The organism is Klebsiella sp. MBT K-1, assembly GCF_002556465.1.
GTDB classification, from domain to species: Bacteria; Pseudomonadota; Gammaproteobacteria; order Enterobacterales; family Enterobacteriaceae; genus Klebsiella; species Klebsiella grimontii.
Genome location: NZ_PDEL01000008.1, coordinates 67,511 through 88,849, shown reverse-complemented (window position 1 = coordinate 88,849; position 21,339 = coordinate 67,511). Strand labels below are relative to the sequence as shown.

The window sequence follows — 21,339 nt, the reverse complement described above, 5'->3', positions numbered from 1 at the left end:
ACTCCAATATCGCGGGGAGAGATCTCTCCCCGCGAGCGATAATTCAAAATCGATTACTGATAATCGATGGTGAAATTGATCGTTGACTGGAATGCACCTGCGGTTACGGTAGTGGTAGAACCGCTCGCTGCCGCTTCCGCTTTCAGGAACGCCACGAAAGGAATGGTGTTAGTACCATCAACCAGGGTGACCGGAGTGGTCTGCGCGCCCCAGGTTACAGTCTGGCTAGCGCTGTCTTTCAGGCCGATACCTGCACCGGATGCAGTACCAGAAGTAAATGCAGCCAGAGTAGGATCGTTCGGGTTAACCGAAGTCGGGGTATAGGAAACAACGGCGCTGCTGGCGATAGTGGTATCGCAATACTGCAGCTCGATGTTTTTGGTTTCAGTTGCCTGACCACCGCCTTGCAGCAGGGAAACTGGAACCTGACCAAAATCAACGGTTACCGGGCTGGACGACGGAGCTAAACCACAAGCGGTATTCACCAGCTCACCCTGAAGCTCAATCTGGCCATTCGTGGTATCAGCCAGTGCAGACATTGAGCCGAGAGCAGCAGTTAATGCCACAGCCATAGCAACTTTATTCAGTTTCATAGAAAATTCCTGCGTTATAAATTTTTATCCTAAAAGAGTAAGGAGCTATAAAATTGCCGAAGTCTATTCACCCAACAATTTCCAGCCCTCCGCATCACCGAAAAATCCGTTTCAATAATTAGACTATTAATTAATATTAATAATTTAATTAAAGCCAGATCCCCTGGTCGACAAAAATACTAACAAATCATTTTTTAGGTAAAAAGAGATACATTTACAGAGGAATTAAAAAAAGATTTAACCTCGCGAACAATGCCACCATAGGAAATTAACTCGCAGAGCGCTGAGATATATCCTAAAAACAAATTGCGTCAGGTAATTAATAAATGATAGTGGGCAGATATTCATAGCAAAATAATTGTAACATAGATCACAATTTATTAACAAATAGCTTTTCCTGATATAAGGATAGTCAAAAGCAGCCCGAGCAATGGGCATTACGCAGCGGCTAAGAGGAGGGGGAAGTCGATTCATGGGCCCGTCGCGCCTTCTTGTTTTCCTGACCTGAAGACTCCGTTATCATGCGGCCTATGAGTCAATGAAAAGAAATGCACAATGTCACGGGAACCGATGAGCAATAGCGCGACGTCATGAAAACAATAAACTCCGCTAACGCGTTAAAACGTAAGAAAATGGACATCAAAAACAGATGAGTACATTAGAGAATCTCGACGCCCACACCCCCATGATGCAGCAGTATCTCAAGCTGAAAGCCCAGCATCCGGAGATTCTGCTGTTTTACCGGATGGGTGATTTCTACGAACTATTCTACGACGATGCGAAACGCGCGTCGCAGCTGCTGGATATCTCGCTGACGAAGCGCGGCGCTTCCGCGGGCGAACCGATTCCGATGGCCGGGATCCCGCACCACGCGGTGGAGAACTATCTGGCCAAACTGGTTAATCAGGGCGAGTCGGTGGCCATTTGCGAACAGATTGGCGATCCGGCAACCACCAAAGGGCCGGTGGAACGCAAAGTCGTCCGTATTGTGACGCCCGGCACTATCAGCGATGAAGCGCTGCTGCAGGAACGCCAGGACAATCTGCTGGCCGCCATCTGGCAGGACGGCAAAGGTTTTGGCTACGCCACCCTTGATATCAGCTCCGGACGTTTTCGCCTGAGCGAGCCCGCCGACCGCGAAACGATGGCCGCCGAGCTCCAGCGCACCAACCCCGCCGAGCTGCTGTATGCGGAGGATTTTGCCGAGTCGTCGCTTATTGAGGGGCGCCGCGGCCTGCGCCGTCGTCCGCTGTGGGAATTTGAAATCGACACCGCGCGCCAGCAGCTCAATCTCCAATTCGGCACGCGCGATTTGGTTGGTTTCGGCGTTGAAAACGCCCCGCGCGGCCTGTGCGCCGCCGGCTGCCTGCTGCAGTACGTCAAAGACACCCAGCGCACGTCATTGCCGCATATCCGCTCCATCACGATGGAGCGTCAGCAGGACAGCATCATTATGGATGCGGCCACGCGTCGCAATCTGGAGATAACCCAGAACCTGGCCGGCGGCTTTGAAAATACGCTGGCCTCGGTGCTCGACTGCACCGTCACCCCGATGGGCAGCCGTATGCTGAAGCGCTGGCTGCATATGCCGGCGCGCGACACCACCGTGCTGGTAGAGCGCCAGCAGACCATCGGCGCGCTGCAGGAACATTACCCCGAGCTGCAGCCGGTGCTGCGTCAGGTCGGCGACCTCGAACGTATTCTGGCGCGCCTGGCGCTGCGCACCGCCCGCCCTCGCGATTTAGCGCGTATGCGTCACGCTTTCCAGCAGCTGCCGGCGCTGCGCGCCATGCTGGCCGACGTCGACTGCGCGCCGGTGCAGCGGCTCCGGGAAAAGATGGGGGAATTTAGCGAACTGCGCGAACTGCTGGAGCGGGCGATTATCGATGCGCCGCCGGTATTGGTTCGCGACGGCGGGGTTATCGCCCCCGGCTATCACGCGGAACTCGATGAGTGGCGCGGCCTGGCCGATGGCGCTACCGATTACCTCGACAGACTGGAAGTTCGCGAGCGCGAGCGTCTGGGGCTGGATACGCTGAAGGTGGGCTACAACGCCGTCCACGGCTACTACATCCAGATTAGCCGTGGTCAGAGCCAGCACGCGCCGATCCACTACGTCCGTCGCCAGACCCTCAAAAACGCCGAGCGCTATATTATTCCTGAGCTGAAGGAGTATGAAGACAAAGTCCTGACCTCCAAAGGGAAAGCGCTGGCGCTGGAAAAGCAGTTGTACGATGAGCTTTTCGATATGCTGCTGCCGCATCTTGGCGACCTGCAGCAGAGCGCCAGCGCGCTGGCGGAGCTCGATGTGCTGGTGAACCTCGCCGAGCGCGCGGAGACCCTCAACTACTGCTGTCCGACCTTTAGCGATAAGCCGGGCATTCGGATTAGCGAAGGCCGCCATCCGGTGGTTGAGCAGGTGCTGAAAGAGCCGTTTATCGCCAACCCGCTGCATCTCGCCCCGCAGCGGAGAATGCTGATTATCACCGGTCCGAATATGGGCGGTAAAAGTACCTATATGCGCCAAACCGCGCTGATCGCCCTGCTGGCGTATATCGGCAGCTACGTTCCGGCGGAAAAAGTCGACATCGGCCCTATCGATCGTATTTTCACCCGCGTCGGCGCGGCGGATGACCTGGCCAGCGGCCGCTCAACCTTTATGGTAGAGATGACCGAAACCGCTAATATTCTGCATAACGCCACCGAGCATAGCCTGGTGCTGATGGATGAAATTGGCCGCGGCACCTCGACCTACGATGGCCTGTCGCTGGCGTGGGCCTGCGCGGAAAATCTGGCGAATAAGATCAAAGCCCTGACCCTGTTTGCCACCCACTACTTCGAGCTGACCCAACTGCCGGAGAAAATGGAAGGCGTGGCCAACGTCCATCTTGATGCCCTGGAGCACGGCGATACCATCGCCTTTATGCACAGCGTGCAGGATGGCGCGGCCAGTAAGAGCTACGGCCTGGCGGTTGCCGCGCTGGCCGGGGTGCCGAAAGAGGTGATCAAGCGCGCGCGGCAGAAGCTGCGCGAGCTGGAAAGCATCGCGCCGAGCGCTGCCGCCACGCAGGTGGACGGTACCCAGATGTCGCTGCTTTCCGCGCCGGAAGAGACCTCGCCCGCGGTTGAAGCGCTGGAGAATCTCGATCCGGATTCGCTGACTCCGCGCCAGGCGCTGGAGTGGATCTATCGCCTGAAGAGCCTGGTGTAGTTCTCGTTTAACGTGAAAAACGGCAGCGCCCTGCGGTGCTGCCGTTTTAACAAATGCAAAATGGGTGCGAGAGAATGCATCCTGACAACCAATACGCGGGGTCGCCCCCGCGCTGATGCTATTTCTTCGATTCGTAAGCGAGAACAGCTTTAAACTCCATACTACGCTCTTTAATACTGAGTTCGCATAGCGAGCTGCGCACCAAAAGCGTAAATCCCAGTACCGTAATACACAGTACGACGATTGCCACAAGGGCATATTTTGTTAGCATGTCTTGCCTCCCTGCAAAGAAGAGACTAACATCTGAATTGTTCAGGTTCATTCGTCAGCCTCAGTTGATAGAAATATCTCCTGGGGCTTTCGTCTATCTGAATCCTTGTCAATGCTCAAAGCCAGATAGCCTCAAGCACCCGCCGCTATTCTATATTTTCCCGGCCGCGAAGCTTATCGATAATTTATCAAACCCGTTGATTTTATTATAAACTGGAAGATGGCTCGCAAACGTATCTGCTCTATTAACCTTTTTTCATATTTAAAAATTTAATGGCTACAGATTTCTCATTGATTCATTAAATATAAAAAAGGCCCGACTGAGCGGGCCCGTTTATTTTATCGTTTATCCTCCGCCAGCAGCGGCGGAATATGCGGCACCATCGGCGCGTCATCAATATCCTTCTGGGTCATGCGGAACGCTTCAGGATAATGTTCGCGGCTGGTGCGGCGTAGCGGTTCAGTATTCCGCCAAGTGTAGAAACAGTGCTGGCACTGAAATACCGTCCAGACATCTTTTACCGGCGATGTTGCCAGCACTTCAATATGTTCATCGGCGCAGCGTGGACAAATCATCTTTTTCTCCTTATTTACGGTTAGCCAGCATGGCGGTCAATTTTTCAGCCCAGGCTTTCGTTTCAGGGAGATCCTGTACCGGCTGGCTGTAGTGGCCGCGAAGGTCCGGCGCAACCGGGGTGGTGGCGTCGATAATCAGTTTGTCGGTGATCCCCGCCGGGCTGGAGCCTGGATCGAGCTCCAGTACCGACATATTCGGCAGCTGCACCAGGTCCCCGGCCGGGTTGACCTTCGACGACAGCGCCCACATCACCTGCGGCAGGTTGAACGGGTCGACGTCCTCATCAACCATGATCACCATCTTCACGTAGCCCAGACCATGCGGCGTAGTCATCGCCCGCAGGCCTACCGCACGGGCAAAGCCGCCGTAGCGTTTTTTGGTGGAGATAATCGCCAACAGACCGTGGGTGTACATCGCGTTGACGGCCTGTACCTCGGGGAACTCGGCCTTCAGCTGCTGATACAGCGGCACGCAGGTGGCCGGGCCCATCAGATAGTCGATCTCGGTCCACGGCATGCCGAGATAGAGAGACTCGAAGATCGGTTTGCTGCGGTAAGAGACTTTATCGATTCGTACCACCGTCATATTACGGCCGCCGGAGTAGTGGCCGGTAAATTCGCCGAACGGGCCTTCGATTTCGCGCCTGCGGCTTTCAATCACCCCTTCGAGGATCACCTCTGAGCCCCACGGCACGTCAAAGCCGGTCAGCGGCGCGGTGGCGATAGGATACGGACTTTCGCGCAGCGCGCCGGCCATCTCATATTCCGACTGATCGTATTTCAGCGGCGTAGCGCCCATCAGGGTAATAATCGGATCGTTTCCCAGGGTAATGGCGATCGGCAGATCTTCACCACGCTCTTCCGCTTTGTGCAGATGCAGAGCGATATCATGCATCGGTACCGGCTGCAGGCCGAGCTTACGTTTACCCTTCACCTCCATACGGTAAATGCCGACGTTTTGCTTGCCAAAATTGTCCGGGTCGAGAGGATCGCGAGAGACCACGCAGGCTTTGTCGAGATAAAAGCCGCCGTCGCCGTCGTTGAGACGGAACAGGGGCAGAATATCGAACAGATTAATCGCCTCGCCGTCGACGGTATTTTCCGCCCACGCCGGGTTTGCCCGCCGCTCCGGCGTCACCGGGAATTTATCCCAGCGACGAATAAATTCGTCGATCTGATTTTTCACCGGCGTATTCGGCGGCAGACCCAGCGAGATAGCGTGGTTCTGCCAGGAGCCGATGGTGTTCATTGCCACGCGCGCATCGGTAAAACCGCGAATATTGTCAAACCACAGCGCGGGAGCGCCATCGCCGATGCGCCCGGTGGCGTTTGCCGCCGCGGCAAGATCCGGCTCCGCGTTCACTTCTTCGCTAATTTTCAGCAGTTGCCCTTGGTCGTCCAGCGCCTGCAAAAAGCTGCGCAAATCATCAAAAGCCATTATTCATTCTCCTGTGAAATACTCTCTACCGCCCGTAACCCGCTCCAGCGGCGCGCTTTGTGATACTCCAGGCCGAACTGATCCAGCACCCGCGTGACAACGTGGTCAGTGACGTCCTCAATGGTTTTGGGATGGTTGTAATAGGCGGGCATGGGCGGCACCATCGCTACGCCCATGCGCGACAGAGCCAGCATGTTTTCCAGATGGATAGTGCTTAACGGCATTTCGCGCGGTACCAGCACCAGCTTACGCCCCTCTTTCAGCACCACGTCCGCGGCCCGCCCAACCAGCCCTTCGGCATAACCGGCACGGATACCGGCCAGCGTTTTCATACTGCAGGGGATAACGATCATGCCGTCGGTACGAAATGAACCTGATGAGATGATGGCGGCCTGATCCGCCGGGCTATGCGAGAAATCGGCCAGCGCCGCCACGTCACGGGCGCTGTACGGCGTTTCCAGTTCAATGGTGGTTTTGGCCCACTTTGACATCACCAGATGCGTTTCCACTTCCGGCATCTCACGAAGCGCTTTCAGTAGCGCAACCCCCAGCGGAGCGCCCGTCGCTCCGGTCATCCCGACTATTAGCTTCATCATCGCCTCGCAAATCGTTCGTGTACGAACATTTTTATTAAAGCTACGCTTGATACGCTTTTCTTGCAAGTTCGTTCGTACACGGCCGCATTTTTCATCAAAACAGGAAAAATGCTCAAACGCCCTCCGAACGGCTATCATAGAACCGACGGTTTTTTTATGGAGTGGTCATGGAGTTAAAAAACGAGGCGTTCCACCTGCTGCGCCAGCTTTTTCAGCAGCACACCGCCCGCTGGCAGCTTGAGCTGCCGGACCTCACCAAACCGCAGTATGCGGTGATGCGTTCCATTGCCGAGCATCCCGGCATTGAACAGGTGACGTTAACGGAAGCGGCGGTCAGCACCAAAGCGACGCTGGCGGAGATGCTGAGCCGAATGGAGAGCCGCGGTTTGGTTCGTCGCGAACACGACCCGGCGGACAAACGCCGTCGGTTTGTCTATTTAACCGCAGAAGGCGAAGCGCTACTGGCAAGCTCAATGCCGCTGGGTCACGCCGTCGACGAAGAGTTTTTAGGTCGGCTGAGCGATGAGGAGCGCCAGCAGTTTTCGCAAATCATCCACAAGCTGATGGCGCAAGAACAGCAGCGTTAACCCACGCGTTCGCGTAAAAAATCAATAAACGCCCGCACTCTGGCAGGGATATGCTGCGCGTCCGGGTAAACCGCATATACCCCCTGGGGCGGAAAGCTAAACTCCGGCATCACCTTCGCCAGTGTGCCGTCCGCCAGCGCAGCGGCCACCAGCCACTCGGGTAGCAGCGCGATGCCGCTGCCCGCCAGCGCAAAAGCCATCAGCGCGCTGGCGCTATCCGCCGACAGCCGCGGCGCCGGTTTAATCTCGAAGGCAATGCTCTCGTCATGGGGCCCGCTAAGCTGCCAGCGGAGCGGCGCGGTCAGACGTTCATGAATAATCCACGCCGATTGCGCCAGATCTTCAAGCGTCTTCACAGGATGCTGCGCCAGCCATGACGGGGCTGCAACCGGGACGATGGCAAAGCACGATATCAGCGCCGCGCGGTAGCGCGAATCCGCCAGCGTGCCGAGACGAATCGCCACGTCAAACCGCTCGGAGATTAAATCCGCGTGGTGAGAAGAGGAAACATGGCGTACGCGGAGCGCAGGATGCCGCAGGCTGAACTCCGCCAGCGCCGGAATAATCACCTGCGCGCCATATTCAGGCGTCGTCGTGATCCGCAGCTCGCCGCTCAACCCCACGTGGCTGCCCCGGACGTCGTCCTGCAGGTTTTCCGCCGCTTTCAGCAGCGCGACCCCGCGATGATAGAACAGCGAACCGGCTTCGGTAAGCGTCAGGCGACGGGTCGATCGCAATAGCAGCGTGACCCCCAGTTCGTTCTCCAGCTGGCGGACGTTGAAACTCACCACCGCCTTGGTCTGCCCCAGAGCCGCCGCCGCTGCGGTAAAACTCCCGCTATCGACTACCGCCACAAACATGTTCATCCGCTGCAGGTTCAGCATCGCGCCGCCCATTGTCAAAAAATTTCCGACAGTATATCTGCGAATGTCGTGTTTATTCGCCCTGATATTGAGGTTTACAGTAGCGGCCTTCACGGGGGATTTCATCAATGACGTATCGCAGCAAGGTCGCAACCGTTTTTCTGCTGGGTTTCTTTCTCGACTTAATCAATATGTTTATCGCCAGCGTCGCCTTTCCGGCGATGGGCCGGACGCTACACGCGTCGGTGGGCGAGCTGGCGTGGGTCAGCAATGGCTATATTGCCGGGCTCACCCTGGTGCTGCCGTTTAGCGCCTGGCTCAGCCAGCAGTTTGGGGCCCGGCGGGTATTCCTGCTTTCGCTTAGCTTGTTTAGCCTCGGGGCGCTGGCTGCCGGGATGGCCGACTCGTTGATAAGCCTCGTCATGTGGCGCGCCCTGCAGGGGATGGGCGGCGGGCTAATGATTCCACTAGGACAGGCGTTAACCTGGCAACAGTTCAAGCCTCACGAACGGGCGAAACTTTCCGCCGCGGTGATGCTGGTTGGGCTGCTGGCGCCGGCGTGCTCTCCGGCGCTCGGCGGAGCGCTGGTGCAATCGCTGAGCTGGCGCTGGGTTTTCTTTGCCAGCCTGCCGATAGCGCTGCTGACTTTCGGGCTGGCCGCGCTGTGGCTCAGGGATGAGAAGAGCGTCGCGCGGTCGGGCGGCTTTTTACATCTCTCGTTACTGCGCGACCCGCTGCTGCGCTTTTCTATGCTGGTCTATCTCTGCGTGCCGGGGACCTTTATTGGCATCAATGTCGTCGGGATGTTTTATTTGCAAAGCGTGACGGGGATGGCGCCCTCCGCCATCGGCTCCCTGATGCTTCCGTGGTCGCTGGCCTCGTTTGTGGCGATCGCGACGACCGGCCGCTATTTCAATCGTCTCGGCCCCCGCCCCCTGATTGCGCTGGGCTGCCTTCTTCAGGCTGCCGGAATACTCATCCTGGCTGGCGTCAATGCGCATACCGCCAGCAGCGCGCTGATCGCGGCGTTTATCCTGATGGGCGCAGGCGGCAGCCTGTGCAGCAGTACGGCCCAGAGCAGCGCGTTTCTTAACGTGGCGAACCCCGATATGCCGGACGCCAGCGCGCTGTGGAACCTCAATCGCCAGCTCAGTTTCCTGATAGGATCTGCGCTACTGGCAGCCTTACTGAGCGCTTTTTTACTTTACTGGCCCACCCCGCTGGCGTGGCGCGGCGTATTTATCGCCGCCGCCGTTTTGACCCTGGTGCCGCTGCTGGGCTGCCTTAAATTCGATAACCGGGCGTTAATCATGCGCCTGCACGGTAAAATGGAGAACAAATGAATCGCTATATTGCGGAAGTTATTGCGGCCCACGTGGCTATAGAACACTGGCTGAATCAGGGGGAAGGGAGCGCCGAAGCGCTGCTGCATCGCTTTAGCCCGGAATTTAGCATGATCCCGATAAACGGTATGCGCATGGACCATCAGTCGGTCAGCGCTTTTTTTCACGGAGCTCGCGCCAGCCGCCCGGGCTTGAAGATTGTCATCGACAATACCGCCATACTTGCCGAATGGCACGATTGCGCAGCGGTGCTCTATCGGGAAACCCACGCTTTACCCGGCAAAGCGGACACCGCACGCTGGTCAACGGTTCTTTTCCGTCTGCAGGAAGAGAAAATCATCTGGCTGCACCTCCACGAGACGGCGCTCGCATAAGCGGCGGAGACACAAAAAAGAAAAAGGCCCAATCAAACGATTGAGCCTTTTTTAAGAAAGGTATCTTACTCGCGGAACAACGCTTCGATATTCAGCCCCTGGCTTTGCAGAATCTCCCGCAGGCGGCGGAGGCCTTCTACCTGGATCTGGCGCACGCGTTCGCGGGTCAGGCCAATTTCGCGGCCCACATCCTCAAGCGTCGCGGCTTCATAGCCCAGCAGGCCAAAGCGACGAGCCAGCACTTCACGCTGCTTGGCGTTCAGTTCGAACAGCCATTTGACGATGCTTTGTTTCATATCATCGTCCTGCGTGGTGTCTTCCGGGCCGTTGTCTTTTTCATCGGCCAGAATATCCAGCAGCGCTTTTTCCGAGTCGCCGCCCAGTGGGGTATCCACCGAGGTAATGCGCTCGTTCAGACGCAGCATCCGGCTCACGTCATCAACTGGCTTATCCAGCTGTTCGGCTATCTCTTCCGCGCTTGGCTCGTGGTCCAGCTTATGGGACAACTCGCGTGCGGTACGCAGATAGACGTTCAGCTCTTTGACGATATGGATCGGTAAACGGATCGTTCGGGTTTGGTTCATGATCGCCCGTTCAATCGTTTGACGAATCCACCAGGTCGCGTAAGTCGAAAAACGGAACCCACGTTCCGGGTCAAACTTCTCAACTGCGCGAATCAGCCCCAGGTTACCTTCTTCAATCAGATCCAGCAGAGCCAGACCGCGATTGCCGTAACGGCGGGCTATCTTGACGACCAGACGCAGGTTGCTTTCGATCATCCGGCGGCGTGACGCAACGTCACCACGCAGCGCGCGACGCGCAAAATAAACCTCTTCTTCGGCCGTCAGCAGCGGGGAATAACCAATCTCTCCAAGATAAAGCTGCGTCGCATCGAGCACCCGTTGGGTTGCTCCCTGCGAAAGAAGCTCTTCCTCAGCCAGATCGCTATCACTGGGTTCCTCTTCAACTAAGGCTTTCTCATCAAAAACCTCGACTCCGTTCTCATCAAATTCCGCGTCTTCATTTAAATCATGAACTTTCAGCGTATTCTGACTCATAAAGATGGCTCCTACCCGTGATCCCTAAGCAAAGCACCTTCGCTAAACATCACTCAAAAGACGCCAGGACGATAACCTTTTCTGCCCCGGTGAAGAAGGCATCGCGGCCGCCCTGGCGCCTTTGTTAGCGATACTGAGCTTATCCGTACTTTGCCAAATTATCGCTGCGGTAAATACTGCAGCGGGTTGACGGATTTCCCCTTGTAACGAATTTCAAAATGCAAACGTGTAGAGCTAGTACCTGTGCTACCCATGGTAGCGATTTTCTGCCCCGCCTTGATATCTTGTTGCTCTTTTACGAGCATCGTATCGTTATGTGCGTAGGCGCTCAGGTAATCATCGTTGTGTTTGATGATAATAAGATTACCGTAACCGCGCAGTGCGTTACCGGCATAGACGACGCGCCCATCTGCGGTCGCGACAATAGCCTGTCCTTTACTGCCTGCGATATCAATACCTTTATTGCCGCCTTCGGCACCACTAAAGTTCTCGATAACCTTGCCATCAGTCGGCCAGCGCCATGAAGAGATCGGCGAACTGGTTGACGTACTGCTTGCAGTCGATTGGGTTGTGCTGACAGCTGGGGCCGTAACTGGCGCGACGGCAGTTGTCGTCGCAGGCTTGTTATTCGGCAACATCTTATTAGCACTCTGTTCACCTGAAGATTCAGAATACGTAATAGTTGGTTGGGACGCAACCACCGCGGTGGATTTTTGTGCAGAATTTGCGGTTAACATCCCGCCATTACTGGCCTTCACGCTGGCCTGGGCGACAGGGTTATCACCGGTGATTGGCTGGCCGGACGCGTTGCCAACCTGCAGCGTCTGACCGACGTTCAGACCGTACGGCGCCGGGATATTATTACGCTGCGCCAGGTCGCGGAAGTCGTTCCCGGTGACCCACGCAATATAGAATAGCGTGTCGCCGCGTTTAACAGTATAGGTACTGCCGCCGGTATAGCTACCTTTCGGAATATCCCCATACTTACGGTTATAGACAATTTTGCCGTTTACCGTTTGCACCGGCTCCTGGGCCATCGGCTGAATCTGAGCGGGCTGCGTCTGCACCGGTTGCGTTTGTACCGGGCGCGCCTGCGGAACGTTATTTGACGGAGGCGTGATCAGCATTCCGGAATTCGTACTGGAAGACGAAGCCCCGCCAGCCGAGCTGACCGGCGCAGGCGGATTGTTGGAGCTGCTGCAGCCTGCCAGCCAGAGTGACACCAGTGACAAAGCCGCAATGCGGCTTAAGGTAAATTTTGGGCTTCCCGCGCTCATTTATCCCCCAGGAATATGTTAACTACCAATATCTTGCTCACCGGACGGCGCCCGGCCAGGACACGAAAAATGCGTCCACCCTATGCCTAAATGCAGGCAAAAAAACCTGGAATAATCCGGGTTCAGGCCAACTCCCCTTTCACGAGGGGTACAAAGCGCACGGCTTCGACAGTATCAATGACAAACTCGTTGCCGCGCCGACGGATTCGCTTCAGGAACTGGTGCTCTTCGCCTACCGGCAGCACCAGTACGCCGCCATCGTCCAGCTGCGCCAGCAGCGCGGCCGGAATTTCCGGCGGCGCGGCGGTAACGATGATCGCGTCGAACGGCGCGCGTGCCTGCCAACCCTGCCATCCATCGCCGTGACGGGTTGAAACATTATGTAAATCAAGTTGTTTAAGGCGACGGCGCGCGTGCCACTGCAAACTCTTAATGCGCTCAACCGAGCACACGTGATGCACCAGATGCGCCAGGATCGCCGTCTGATAGCCAGATCCGGTGCCAATTTCCAGCACCCTTGACTCCGGCGTTAGCGTCAGAAGCTCGGTCATCCGCGCCACCATGTAGGGTTGCGAGATGGTTTGCCCCTGGCCAATCGGCAGCGCCGTGTTTTCCCACGCCTTATGTTCAAAGGCTTCATCAACAAACTTTTCTCGCGGCACCAGCGCGATCGCGTTCAGCACGCGCTCGTCAACAATGCCCTGCGTGCGGAGCTGATTGAGAAGACTTTCAACACGTTTATTTACCATTGCGTATCAACCCCAACGCGATCCAGCCAGCCGCTCACCACCTCATGTGCGCCGTGGGCGGTTAAATCGACATGTAGCGGAGTGACCGACACATAGCCTTCATCCACGGCGGCAAAATCGGTATCCGGCCCGGCGTCGTACTTCTCGCCCGGAGGTCCAATCCAGTACAGCGTATTGCCGCGCGGATCTTTTTGCGGGATCACCTGATCGGAAGGATGCCGGCTGCCGCAGCGGGTCACGCGGATACCTTTAATCTGCTCAAGGGGCAGATCCGGCACGTTGATATTCAGAATGCGTCCGGTACGCAGCGGCTCGCGGCTTAAAGCCCGCAGAATCGAGCAGGTAACCGCGGCGGCGGTATCATAATGCTGATAGCCGTTTAGCGAGACGGCCAGCGCCGGAAAGCCGAGATGACGGCCCTCCATCGCGGCGGCAACGGTGCCGGAATAGATGACGTCGTCACCGAGGTTGGGGCCGGCGTTAATGCCGGAGACCACAATATCCGGACGCGGCCGCATCAGGGCGTTCACGCCGAGGTAAACACAGTCCGTCGGGGTGCCCATCTGTACGGCGATATCGCCGTTATCAAAAGTGAAAGTACGTAGCGAAGATTCCAGCGTCAGGGAATTCGACGCTCCGCTGCGGTTACGATCGGGTGCAACTATCTGAACCTCAGCGAATTCTCGTAAGGCCTTTGCCAGGGTCTGAATGCCCGGCGCATGAATCCCGTCATCGTTACTCAGCAATATTCGCATAGTCACCCGTTGTATTGATAAGCTCCCTTACTACGCTGGTGGCGAAGCTGCCTGCGGGCAGCCAGAAACGCAGTTCAACGGTAACGTCATCCCACCAGTTCCAGCTCATCTGCTGGGGATAAAGCAGCATCGCCCGGCGGGCGGCCTCTACTTTTTCACGCACCAGCAGCGCCTGTAGCTGCGTCTCTTCGACCACTGCCGCCTGTTCAGCGGCCAGCGCGCCCCGTTGGCTTCCCCAGTCGCCGCTGCCCACAAGCGCAGCGGTAATCATCAGCTCGCGGTTATCTACCCGCGCCTGGAGTGCCGTCAGTTCTTCATAGTCCGCAACGAACCAGCTTCCGCGCCCCGCTAATTGTAGCGCATCGCCATCAACAACCTGATTAAATTCCGGTTTTTTTAATCTAATACCAACCTGTTGATTAAACAATGCGCTGCGGGCCGCCGACAACCAAAAACTGCGTTTATTGCGATCGCGCACCGGCGCGCCGCTCTCGGCCCAGCGCAGCGCCCCCTGCAGGTTACTGCCGCCGATACCGAAGCGCTGGGCGCCGAAATAGTTGGGCACGCCATGCTCGACGATCGCCTGTAAACGCTTTTCGACATCGTCGCGGGCGCTGACTTCGCGCAGTACCAGAGTAAACTGGTTCCCCTTCAGCGCCCCGAGGCGCAGCTTGCGCTTATGGCGCGCGTACTCCAGAACCTGGCAACCCTCGAGCTGAAATTTGCTCAGGTCGGGCATCTCTTTGCCCGGTACTCTGGCGCACAGCCACTGTTCAGTCACCGCGTGTTTGTCCTTCTGCCCGGCAAAGCTCACTTCACGCGCATGAATTTTAAGGAATTTTGCCAGCGAGTCAGCAACAAAACGGGTATTGCAGCCGTTTTTCAGAATTCTCACCAGCACATGCTCGCCTTCGCCATCGGGGGAAAAGCCGAGATCTTCCACCACCAAAAAGTCCTCCGGACTGGCTTTTAGCAGCCCCTGGCCCAGCGGTTTTCCATGCAGGTAGGTGAGTTCGTCAAAAGCGATCATTTCTCCGCCTTACGCAGCAGCGCCACCGCTTCACAGGCGATGCCTTCGCCGCGGCCGGTAAAGCCCAGCTTTTCCGTGGTGGTGGCTTTGACGTTCACATCATCCATATGGCAACCGAGATCTTCGGCGATAAAGACGCGCATCTGGGGAATATGCGGCAGCATTTTCGGCGCCTGGGCGATGATGGTGACGTCTACGTTGCCAAGGGTATAGCCTTTCGCCTGAATCCGCCGCCACGCTTCGCGCAGCAGTTCGCGGCTGTCGGCGCCCTTAAAGGCCGGATCGGTATCCGGAAACAGCTTGCCGATGTCGCCCAGCGCCGCCGCGCCGAGCAGCGCATCGGTCAGCGCATGCAGCGCGACGTCGCCGTCGGAGTGCGCCAGCAGCCCTTTCTCGTAGGGCACGCGCACGCCGCCGATAATGATTGGGCCTTCACCGCCAAAAGCGTGTACGTCAAAACCGTGTCCAATTCGCATTAAGCCTTCTCCTGGTGTCGGGAACGGGTAAGGTAAAATTCGGCCAGCGCCAGGTCTTCCGGGCGCGTCACTTTTATATTATCAGCTCGTCCGGCGACCAGTTCAGGATGGAAGCCGCAGTACTCCAGCGCCGAGGCTTCGTCGGTGATAGTCGCGCCTTCATTAAGCGCCCGCGTCAGGCAATCAACAAGCAGTTCGCGAGGGAAAAATTGCGGCGTCAGCGCGTGCCATAAATCATTACGCTCAACGGTATGGGCGATAGCCGCCCTGCCCGGCTCCGCGCGCTTCATCGTGTCGCGAACCGGAGCGGCCAGAATGCCGCCCGTACGGCTGGTTTCGCATAATTGAAGCAGGCGGCTGAGGTCATCCTGGTGCAAGCAGGGGCGCGCGGCATCGTGCACCAGCACCCAATCAGCCTCGCCAAGCACCTTCAGGCCAGCGAGAACGGAATCCGCGCGTTCTGTCCCGCCATCAACGACGGTAATTTGAGGATGGTTCGCCAACGGCAGTTGGCTAAAGCGCACGTCGCCCGGGCTGACGGCGATGACCACCCGCCGTATACGCGGGTTTGCCAGCAGCGCGGCGACCGCGTGCTCGAGAATCGTTTTGTTACCGATTGAGAGATATTGTTTAGGGCATTCCGTTTGCATGCGGCGGCCAAAACCGGCTGCCGGCACCACGGCGCAAACGCCCGGAAAAGTGGCTGCCATGTTGTAATCCTGGGCCTGTTTATCGATTATTCTGCTGTTGCCCCGCGGCCTGGTTGCGTTTTGACGCATCCGGCACCAGACGATAAAACGTTTCGCCCGGGCGGGTCATACTGAGTTCATTGCGTGCGCGCTCTTCGATAGCTTCCTGACCGCCGTTGAGGTCGTCAATTTCGGCGAACAGCTGATCGTTGCGTGCTTTTAATTTAGCGTTAGTTGCCTGCTGCGCGGAGACATCGTCATCAACCCGGCTATAGTCGTGCAGGCCATTTTTGCCGAACCACAGCGAGTACTGTAGCCAGACCAGCAAAGCCAATAACAGCAGCGTTAGTTTACCCATCCTGCCCCCTGAAAAACGGCATCATCATCCCATAACTCGCCCGAGTTCTCTACTCTGGCGCGCGGACGACGCCGCGTAACGCGGGGACTGTACCACATTTTTACCGTTGATACCCAGGCTAGATTCATTCGTAAAAAGACTACCCCAGTAGCCAGAGGAACAGCAGACCGAACATCAGTCCGACGGTCAAAATCGTCGCGCAGACGCTGTATTGAAGTTTTCCGTCCATCAGCGAATGCAGCGCGATGCCAACCACGACGGCAACCGGCATTAATGCCAGAAAGAACGGCCAGGTATAGAGGAGGACAAATAGCGTATTACTGCCATAGATCAGGAAGGGAATACCCAGCGCCAGCAGCCATGAAATAAAGCCAACGGCAGCGCCCGACAGAGACCAGGTGGTCTCGTCGCTGACTGTCGGCGGCGGTTCTGAACGAATAATACTGATGTTCTGGGTATTGCGCATATCGAATCCTGTTGACCTGGCGATCGGCATCCTGTGATGATGCCGCTGCCGTTTCAGGATCTGATAATATCGCTCTGTCGTAGCAGGTCTAATAATTGGTGCACCAAATTTGTTACCAATTGTTCACCGTCGAGGTGAATTTCAGCGCGCTCCGGGGATTCATACACTGAATCTATTCCGGTAAAGTTGCGCAGCTCTCCGGCCCGCGCTTTCTTATACAGGCCTTTCGGATCCCGCGCTTCGCAGATCGCCAGCGGCGTATCGACAAAGACTTCGATAAAACGTCCTTCGCCTAAACGCTCGCGTACCATCTGCCGTTCTGCGCGATGCGGAGAGATAAACGCGGTCAATACCACCAGTCCGGCATCCACCATCAGTTTCGCCACTTCACCCACCCGGCGAATGTTTTCTTTGCGGTCGTCGTCGCTGAAGCCAAGATCGCTGCACAGGCCGTGACGCACGTTATCGCCATCCAGCAAATAGGTGCTCACGCCGAGCCGATGCAGCGCCTCTTCCAGCGCGCCGGCAACGGTGGATTTCCCCGAGCCCGAAAGCCCGGTGAACCACAGCACCACGCCGCGATGGCCGTGATGCTGTTCGCGCTGCTCCTGAGTGACAGGATGCGCATGCCAGACGACGTTTTCGTCATGCCGGGCCATTACTTGCCTCCCAGCAGGTCGCGAGCGTCCCAGTGCGGGAAGTGCTTGCGAATAAGCTGATTCAGCTCAAGCTCAAACGCGCTGTACTGGGAAGCGCCCGCCTGCGCCTGTTCGTTCGGCTCGCGTACCATGCCCGCGCCAACGGTAACGTTGGTTAAACGGTCAATAAAGATAAGCCCCCCGGTGACCGGGTTATCCTGGTATTTATCCAGCACCAGCGGCTCGTCGAAAGTCAGATCTACCAGTCCGATGCCGTTGAGCGGCAGCGATTCTACTTCGCGCTGGGTCAGATTGTTGATATCAACCTGGTAGCGTACGCCATCCACGCGGGCGCGGGTTTTCTTACCGGCGATTTTAATGTCGTAGCTCTGGCCGGGCGCCAGCGCCTGCTCCGCCATCCATACCACATCAACGCTGGCGCTTTGTACCGCAGGTAGAGAGACCGCCGCGTCCACCAGCAGGTCGCCGCGGCTGATATCAATTTCATCCTTCAGCACGAGCGTGATCGCCTCCCCGGCCGCCGCTTCCGGCAGGTCGCCGTCAAAGGTGACGATGCGCGCCACGGTGGATTCCACCCCCGACGGCAGCACTTTCAGACGCTGTCCTACGCTCACGCGGCCGGCGGCAACCGTCCCGGAAAACCCGCGGAAGTCGAGATTCGGGCGGTTAACGTACTGCACCGGAAAGCGCAGCGGCTGGCTTTCCACCACGCGCTGAATCTCAACGGTTTCCAGCACTTCCAGCAGCGTCGGGCCGCTGTACCACGGCATTTTATCGCTCTGGCTGGCGACGTTGTCCCCTTCCAGCGCGGAGAGCGGGACAAAGCGAATGTCGAGATCGCCTGGCAGCTGTTCAGCAAAGGTCAGATACGCTTCACGAATAGTGTTAAAGGTCTCTTCGCTAAAATCGACGAGGTCCATTTTGTTCACCGCCACCACCAGGTGTTTGATCCCCAGCAGCGTTGAGATAAAGCTGTGGCGGCGAGTCTGATCGAGCACGCCTTTGCGGGCGTCGATCAGCAGGATCGCCAGGTCGCAGGTTGACGCGCCGGTCGCCATATTACGGGTGTACTGCTCGTGCCCCGGGGTGTCGGCGATGATAAATTTGCGCTTCTCAGTAGAGAAGTAGCGGTAGGCGACGTCGATGGTAATCCCCTGCTCGCGCTCGGCCTGCAGACCGTCCACCAGCAGCGCCAGATCGAGTTTTTCGCCCTGCGTGCCGTGACGTTTGCTGTCATTATGCAGCGAGGAGAGCTGATCTTCATAAATCTGGCGGGTATCGTGCAGTAGCCGGCCAATCAGCGTACTTTTACCGTCATCGACGCTGCCGCAGGTCAGAAAGCGCAGCAAGCTTTTGTGCTGCTGCGCGTGCAGGTAGGCTTCTACGCCGCCTTCATTGGCAATTTGTTGTGCAATTGTGGTGTTCATGGCGGCTCCTTAGAAATAACCCTGACGTTTCTTCAGCTCCATGGAGCCTGCCTGGTCGCGGTCAATCACGCGCCCCTGTCGTTCGCTGGTGGTCGACACCAGCATCTCTTCGATAATCTCCGGCAGCGTTTGCGCGTTGGACTCCACCGCGCCGGTCAGCGGCCAGCAGCCGAGGGTGCGAAAGCGTACCATTTGTTTTTTGATCATCTCGCCGGGCTGTAAATTGATGCGATCGTCATCGATCATCATCAGCATCCCGTCGCGCTCCAGCACCGGACGTTCTGCCGCCAGGTACAGTGGAACAATTTCAATATTTTCCAGATAGATGTACTGCCAGATATCCAGCTCGGTCCAGTTGGAGAGCGGGAAGACGCGGATGCTTTCGCCCTTGTTAATCTGGCCGTTATAGTTGTGCCATAGCTCCGGGCGCTGGTTTTTCGGGTCCCAGCGGTGGAAGCGGTCGCGGAAGGAGTAAATACGCTCTTTGGCGCGGGATTTCTCTTCATCGCGACGCGCGCCGCCGAACGCGGCATCGAAGCCGTATTTGTTCAGCGCCTGCTTGAGACCTTCGGTTTTCATGATATCGGTATGCTTGGCGCTGCCGTGAACGAACGGGTTAATCCCCATCGCCACCCCTTCCGGGTTTTTATGTACCAGCAGCTCGCAGCCGTAGGCTTTAGCGGTACGGTCACGGAACTCATACATTTCGCGGAATTTCCAGCCGGTATCGACGTGCAGCAGCGGGAACGGCAGGGTGCCCGGATAAAACGCTTTACGCGCCAGATGCAGCATCACGCTGGAGTCTTTACCGATGGAGTACATCATCACCGGGTTAGAGAATTCGGCGGCCACCTCACGAATGATATGGATGCTTTCCGCCTCCAGTTGCCGCAGGTGAGTGAGTCGTTTTTGGTCCATAACCGTTCCTTAAGCCAGATTTACTACAGAAGCCTTAAAGGCCTCTGAGGATGAGGTGTGTTGATACCAGGCGAGCTGTTGATGTAATTGCACCACGTCTCCTACCACGATCAGGGCGGGCATCGGGGCGTCTTTCGCCAGGCTTTCAAGCTGTTGTAATGTGCCGGTCTTCGTTTGCTGATCGGCGCGGGTGCCGCGCGAGATCACCGCTACCGGGGTATCGCCCTCGCGGCCGTTGGCAATCAGCTGCGCGCTGATTTCCGCCGCTTTCAGGCTGCCCATATAAATCGCCAGGGTCTGGCCGCTTTGCGCCAGCCGCGCCCAGTCGAGCGGCGAGTTTTCCGCGCCGAAGTGGCCAGTAATAAAGGTTGCGCTCTGGGCATAATCACGATGCGTCAACGGAATTCCGGCATAGGCCGTTGCGCCCGCCGCCGCCGTCACGCCCGGGACGACCTGAAACGGAATGCCCGCTTCGGCCGCGGCCTGCAGCTCTTCGCCGCCGCGGCCAAAAATAAACGGGTCGCCGCCCTTCAGGCGAATCACCGTTTTGCCCTCTTTCGCTGCGTCCACCAGCAGACGGTTGATCTCCTGCTGCGGTACGGATATGCCGGAGGCGCTTTTACCGACGCAGATTGTCTCCGCGTCCCGGCGCACCAGTTCGCGCACCTCCGGGGTGACCAGGTTGTCGTAAAACACCACGTCCGCCTGCTGAAGGGCCTGCAGGCCGCGCAGAGTCAGCAATCCGGCATCGCCCGGCCCTGCTCCGACAAGAATAATTTCACCGGGGCGCTTTTCCGGCTGCCGAAGTTCATCTTCCAGCGCTTTTTCCGCTTCGGCTTTGTTGCCCGCCAGCATCAGGCTGGCAAAACGACCGGTAAACACGCGCTCCCAAAAGCGGCGGCGTTCGGCGGTGGTTTTCAGATGGGTTTTAATATGGTGACGCCAGTAGCTCGCCGTTTCAGCCAGCCGCCCCAGGTTGGTGGGCAGCAGGGCTTCGATTTTTTCGCGCAAAATCCGCGACAGCACCGGCGCTTTGCCGCTGGAAGAGATGGCCACCAGCAGCGGAGAGCGATCGACAATTGATGGAAAGACAAACGAGCACAGCGCTTGATTATCCACGACGTTGACCAGCCGATAACGCGCGTTCGCCGCGACGTAAACGCGTTGGTTCAGCTCGTCATCTTCGGTGGCGGCAATCACCAGAAATACGTCATCAAGCTGCTGCTCTTCAAAAACGGTTGCCCGCCACTGAATTTCCTCGCGCTCGACCTTTTCGGCAAGTTCCGGCATCAACGTTTCGGCGACAATGTGCACCTTCGCTTCAGCGCGCAGCAAAAACGTAATCTTACGCGCGGCTATCTCGCCGCCGCCGATCACCAGCACAGGTCTGTCTTTCACTTCGGCAAATATCGGCAAGTATTCCACTGCGCAACAACTCTCTTACAATCAGCAATAGAGCGACTATAGGGTGCGGTTTAGAGCAAATGAAATTACGAAATGGAATGAGTTGTTACTCAAAAGAATAACGACCTGGGAAAGCAAATATCAAAAAGTGCTTAACACGCGGTTTTTCCACCATTTAAGAGCGATTGAAATTGTTTAACCCCGGTCACAGTTTCATACTAC

Annotated in this window: 24 protein-coding genes; 5 read left to right on the top strand and 19 right to left on the bottom strand. The window is 57.0% G+C overall.

Annotation, left to right across the window (positions count from 1 at the left end; translation table 11 throughout):
• Positions 1 to 53: 53 nt before the first annotated feature.
• Positions 54 to 593 carry a fimbrial protein gene (locus CMQ96_RS13600; protein ID WP_004124241.1) on the bottom strand — a complete coding sequence of 180 codons (540 nt, stop codon included), beginning with the start codon at positions 591 to 593 and terminating at the stop codon, positions 54 to 56.
• A gap of 649 nt (positions 594 to 1,242) precedes the next feature.
• Here CMQ96_RS13600 and mutS point away from each other — a divergent pair.
• Positions 1,243 to 3,804 (top strand): DNA mismatch repair protein MutS, encoded by a 2,562-nt coding sequence (gene mutS / locus CMQ96_RS13595; protein WP_098066917.1) that lies wholly within the window; start codon positions 1,243 to 1,245, stop codon positions 3,802 to 3,804.
• 118 nt (positions 3,805 to 3,922) lie between these two features.
• Here the strand turns inward: mutS and CMQ96_RS13590 are convergent, their stop codons facing one another.
• From CMQ96_RS13590 to CMQ96_RS13575, 4 genes are all read right to left on the bottom strand, one after another.
• Positions 3,923 to 4,075, bottom strand: a complete 153-nt coding sequence (locus CMQ96_RS13590; protein WP_009651623.1) for a Hok/Gef family protein — start codon at positions 4,073 to 4,075, stop codon at positions 3,923 to 3,925.
• Positions 4,076 to 4,413: 338 nt separating this feature from the next.
• Positions 4,414 to 4,650 carry a non-oxidative hydroxyarylic acid decarboxylases subunit D gene (locus CMQ96_RS13585; RefSeq protein WP_004853596.1) on the bottom strand — a complete coding sequence of 79 codons (237 nt, stop codon included), beginning with the start codon at positions 4,648 to 4,650 and terminating at the stop codon, positions 4,414 to 4,416.
• Positions 4,651 to 4,660: 10 nt separating this feature from the next.
• Positions 4,661 to 6,088 carry a non-oxidative hydroxyarylic acid decarboxylases subunit C gene (locus CMQ96_RS13580; RefSeq protein ID WP_049086726.1) on the bottom strand — a complete coding sequence of 476 codons (1,428 nt, stop codon included), beginning with the start codon at positions 6,086 to 6,088 and terminating at the stop codon, positions 4,661 to 4,663.
• Complete coding sequence (locus tag CMQ96_RS13575) at positions 6,088 to 6,681, bottom strand: non-oxidative hydroxyarylic acid decarboxylases subunit B (protein ID WP_024358487.1); 594 nt, start codon at positions 6,679 to 6,681, stop codon at positions 6,088 to 6,090. The genes CMQ96_RS13580 and CMQ96_RS13575 overlap by 1 nt, the downstream gene beginning before the upstream one ends.
• Positions 6,682 to 6,851: 170 nt before the next feature.
• Between CMQ96_RS13575 and CMQ96_RS13570 the strand changes: the two genes are divergently transcribed.
• Positions 6,852 to 7,271 carry a MarR family winged helix-turn-helix transcriptional regulator gene (locus tag CMQ96_RS13570; protein ID WP_004137348.1) on the top strand — a complete coding sequence of 140 codons (420 nt, stop codon included), beginning with the start codon at positions 6,852 to 6,854 and terminating at the stop codon, positions 7,269 to 7,271.
• On the opposite strand, the gene CMQ96_RS13565 is transcribed toward CMQ96_RS13570, so the two are convergent.
• A complete protein-coding gene (locus CMQ96_RS13565; protein ID WP_064343421.1) occupies positions 7,268 to 8,155 on the bottom strand; it encodes a LysR family transcriptional regulator in 888 nt (295 codons plus the stop codon). The two genes, CMQ96_RS13570 and CMQ96_RS13565, sit on opposite strands and share 4 nt — an antisense overlap.
• Positions 8,156 to 8,262: 107 nt before the next feature.
• On the opposite strand from CMQ96_RS13565, the gene CMQ96_RS13560 reads away from it, so the two are divergent.
• Positions 8,263 to 9,477, top strand: coding sequence for an MFS transporter (locus tag CMQ96_RS13560; protein WP_098066916.1), 1,215 nt, complete (start codon positions 8,263 to 8,265; stop codon positions 9,475 to 9,477).
• Positions 9,474 to 9,851 carry a DUF4440 domain-containing protein gene (locus tag CMQ96_RS13555; RefSeq protein WP_098066915.1) on the top strand — a complete coding sequence of 126 codons (378 nt, stop codon included), beginning with the start codon at positions 9,474 to 9,476 and terminating at the stop codon, positions 9,849 to 9,851. Before CMQ96_RS13560 ends, CMQ96_RS13555 begins: the two co-directional genes overlap by 4 nt.
• 65 nt (positions 9,852 to 9,916) lie before the next feature.
• On the opposite strand, the gene rpoS is transcribed toward CMQ96_RS13555, so the two are convergent.
• Both rpoS and nlpD read right to left on the bottom strand, forming a co-directional pair.
• Positions 9,917 to 10,909 (bottom strand): RNA polymerase sigma factor RpoS, encoded by a 993-nt coding sequence (gene rpoS, locus CMQ96_RS13550; RefSeq protein WP_004104962.1) that lies wholly within the window; start codon positions 10,907 to 10,909, stop codon positions 9,917 to 9,919.
• 158 nt (positions 10,910 to 11,067) lie between these two features.
• Positions 11,068 to 12,132 (bottom strand): murein hydrolase activator NlpD, encoded by a 1,065-nt coding sequence (gene nlpD, locus CMQ96_RS13545; protein WP_229295863.1) that lies wholly within the window; start codon positions 12,130 to 12,132, stop codon positions 11,068 to 11,070.
• Here nlpD and CMQ96_RS28885 point away from each other — a divergent pair.
• Positions 12,077 to 12,208, top strand: coding sequence for a peptidase (locus CMQ96_RS28885; protein WP_224231800.1), 132 nt, complete (start codon positions 12,077 to 12,079; stop codon positions 12,206 to 12,208). The two genes, nlpD and CMQ96_RS28885, sit on opposite strands and share 56 nt — an antisense overlap.
• A gap of 100 nt (positions 12,209 to 12,308) precedes the next feature.
• On the opposite strand, the gene CMQ96_RS13540 is transcribed toward CMQ96_RS28885, so the two are convergent.
• From CMQ96_RS13540 to cysG, 11 genes are all read right to left on the bottom strand, one after another.
• The gene (locus CMQ96_RS13540; protein WP_024358491.1) at positions 12,309 to 12,935 is read right to left on the bottom strand and encodes a protein-L-isoaspartate(D-aspartate) O-methyltransferase; all 627 of its coding nucleotides are present in this window, start codon (positions 12,933 to 12,935) and stop codon (positions 12,309 to 12,311) included.
• A complete protein-coding gene (surE, locus tag CMQ96_RS13535; protein WP_004124266.1) occupies positions 12,929 to 13,690 on the bottom strand; it encodes a 5'/3'-nucleotidase SurE in 762 nt (253 codons plus the stop codon). Before surE ends, CMQ96_RS13540 begins: the two co-directional genes overlap by 7 nt.
• Positions 13,671 to 14,720, bottom strand: coding sequence for a tRNA pseudouridine(13) synthase TruD (truD, locus tag CMQ96_RS13530; RefSeq protein ID WP_098066914.1), 1,050 nt, complete (start codon positions 14,718 to 14,720; stop codon positions 13,671 to 13,673). Before truD ends, surE begins: the two co-directional genes overlap by 20 nt.
• Positions 14,717 to 15,196, bottom strand: coding sequence for a 2-C-methyl-D-erythritol 2,4-cyclodiphosphate synthase (ispF, locus tag CMQ96_RS13525; RefSeq protein WP_004124268.1), 480 nt, complete (start codon positions 15,194 to 15,196; stop codon positions 14,717 to 14,719). Before ispF ends, truD begins: the two co-directional genes overlap by 4 nt.
• The gene (gene ispD, locus CMQ96_RS13520) at positions 15,196 to 15,906 is read right to left on the bottom strand and encodes a 2-C-methyl-D-erythritol 4-phosphate cytidylyltransferase (RefSeq protein WP_004137332.1); all 711 of its coding nucleotides are present in this window, start codon (positions 15,904 to 15,906) and stop codon (positions 15,196 to 15,198) included. The genes ispF and ispD overlap by 1 nt, the downstream gene beginning before the upstream one ends.
• A gap of 19 nt (positions 15,907 to 15,925) precedes the next feature.
• Positions 15,926 to 16,243 carry a cell division protein FtsB gene (gene ftsB / locus CMQ96_RS13515; RefSeq protein ID WP_004124270.1) on the bottom strand — a complete coding sequence of 106 codons (318 nt, stop codon included), beginning with the start codon at positions 16,241 to 16,243 and terminating at the stop codon, positions 15,926 to 15,928.
• Between the two features lie 139 nt (positions 16,244 to 16,382).
• Entirely contained in the window at positions 16,383 to 16,709 is a 327-nt protein-coding gene (locus tag CMQ96_RS13510) for a DUF3561 family protein (RefSeq protein ID WP_004137329.1), read from the bottom strand.
• 53 nt (positions 16,710 to 16,762) lie between these two features.
• Positions 16,763 to 17,368: an adenylyl-sulfate kinase gene (cysC, locus tag CMQ96_RS13505; protein ID WP_004124289.1), complete on the bottom strand. Its 606-nt coding sequence runs from the start codon at positions 17,366 to 17,368 to the stop codon at positions 16,763 to 16,765.
• On the bottom strand, positions 17,368 to 18,795 hold the full coding sequence (cysN, locus tag CMQ96_RS13500) for a sulfate adenylyltransferase subunit CysN (protein ID WP_064343145.1): 1,428 nt from the start codon (positions 18,793 to 18,795) through the stop codon (positions 17,368 to 17,370). The genes cysC and cysN overlap by 1 nt, the downstream gene beginning before the upstream one ends.
• 9 nt (positions 18,796 to 18,804) lie before the next feature.
• Entirely contained in the window at positions 18,805 to 19,713 is a 909-nt protein-coding gene (gene cysD, locus CMQ96_RS13495; RefSeq protein ID WP_004104981.1) for a sulfate adenylyltransferase subunit CysD, read from the bottom strand.
• A 9-nt stretch (positions 19,714 to 19,722) separates the two neighbouring features.
• Complete coding sequence (gene cysG / locus CMQ96_RS13490) at positions 19,723 to 21,129, bottom strand: siroheme synthase CysG (RefSeq protein WP_162685338.1); 1,407 nt, start codon at positions 21,127 to 21,129, stop codon at positions 19,723 to 19,725.
• Between the last annotated feature and the right edge of the window lie 210 nt (positions 21,130 to 21,339).

Excerpts from the sequence above, each read along its gene's own strand:
- ispF (WP_004124268.1), bottom strand. The coding sequence starts at position 15,196 with ATGCGAATTGGACACGGTTTTGACGTACACGCTTTTGGCGGTGAAGGC.
- ispD (WP_004137332.1), bottom strand. The coding sequence starts at position 15,906 with ATGGCAGCCACTTTTCCGGGCGTTTGCGCCGTGGTGCCGGCAGCCGGT.
- cysC (WP_004124289.1), bottom strand. The coding sequence starts at position 17,368 with ATGGCCCGGCATGACGAAAACGTCGTCTGGCATGCGCATCCTGTCACT.
- CMQ96_RS13580 (WP_049086726.1), bottom strand. The coding sequence starts at position 6,088 with ATGGCTTTTGATGATTTGCGCAGCTTTTTGCAGGCGCTGGACGACCAA.
- CMQ96_RS13560 (WP_098066916.1), top strand. The coding sequence starts at position 8,263 with ATGACGTATCGCAGCAAGGTCGCAACCGTTTTTCTGCTGGGTTTCTTT.
- CMQ96_RS13555 (WP_098066915.1), top strand. The coding sequence starts at position 9,474 with ATGAATCGCTATATTGCGGAAGTTATTGCGGCCCACGTGGCTATAGAA.
- CMQ96_RS13575 (WP_024358487.1), bottom strand. The coding sequence starts at position 6,681 with ATGAAGCTAATAGTCGGGATGACCGGAGCGACGGGCGCTCCGCTGGGG.
- rpoS (WP_004104962.1), bottom strand. The coding sequence starts at position 10,909 with ATGAGTCAGAATACGCTGAAAGTTCATGATTTAAATGAAGACGCGGAA.
- CMQ96_RS13590 (WP_009651623.1), bottom strand. The coding sequence starts at position 4,075 with ATGCTAACAAAATATGCCCTTGTGGCAATCGTCGTACTGTGTATTACG.
- CMQ96_RS13510 (WP_004137329.1), bottom strand. The coding sequence starts at position 16,709 with ATGCGCAATACCCAGAACATCAGTATTATTCGTTCAGAACCGCCGCCG.
- CMQ96_RS13570 (WP_004137348.1), top strand. The coding sequence starts at position 6,852 with ATGGAGTTAAAAAACGAGGCGTTCCACCTGCTGCGCCAGCTTTTTCAG.
- truD (WP_098066914.1), bottom strand. The coding sequence starts at position 14,720 with ATGATCGCTTTTGACGAACTCACCTACCTGCATGGAAAACCGCTGGGC.
- cysN (WP_064343145.1), bottom strand. The coding sequence starts at position 18,795 with ATGAACACCACAATTGCACAACAAATTGCCAATGAAGGCGGCGTAGAA.
- CMQ96_RS13540 (WP_024358491.1), bottom strand. The coding sequence starts at position 12,935 with ATGGTAAATAAACGTGTTGAAAGTCTTCTCAATCAGCTCCGCACGCAG.
- cysD (WP_004104981.1), bottom strand. The coding sequence starts at position 19,713 with ATGGACCAAAAACGACTCACTCACCTGCGGCAACTGGAGGCGGAAAGC.
- surE (WP_004124266.1), bottom strand. The coding sequence starts at position 13,690 with ATGCGAATATTGCTGAGTAACGATGACGGGATTCATGCGCCGGGCATT.
- CMQ96_RS13565 (WP_064343421.1), bottom strand. The coding sequence starts at position 8,155 with ATGCTGAACCTGCAGCGGATGAACATGTTTGTGGCGGTAGTCGATAGC.
- CMQ96_RS13600 (WP_004124241.1), bottom strand. The coding sequence starts at position 593 with ATGAAACTGAATAAAGTTGCTATGGCTGTGGCATTAACTGCTGCTCTC.
- CMQ96_RS13585 (WP_004853596.1), bottom strand. The coding sequence starts at position 4,650 with ATGATTTGTCCACGCTGCGCCGATGAACATATTGAAGTGCTGGCAACA.
- ftsB (WP_004124270.1), bottom strand. The coding sequence starts at position 16,243 with ATGGGTAAACTAACGCTGCTGTTATTGGCTTTGCTGGTCTGGCTACAG.
- mutS (WP_098066917.1), top strand. The coding sequence starts at position 1,243 with ATGAGTACATTAGAGAATCTCGACGCCCACACCCCCATGATGCAGCAG.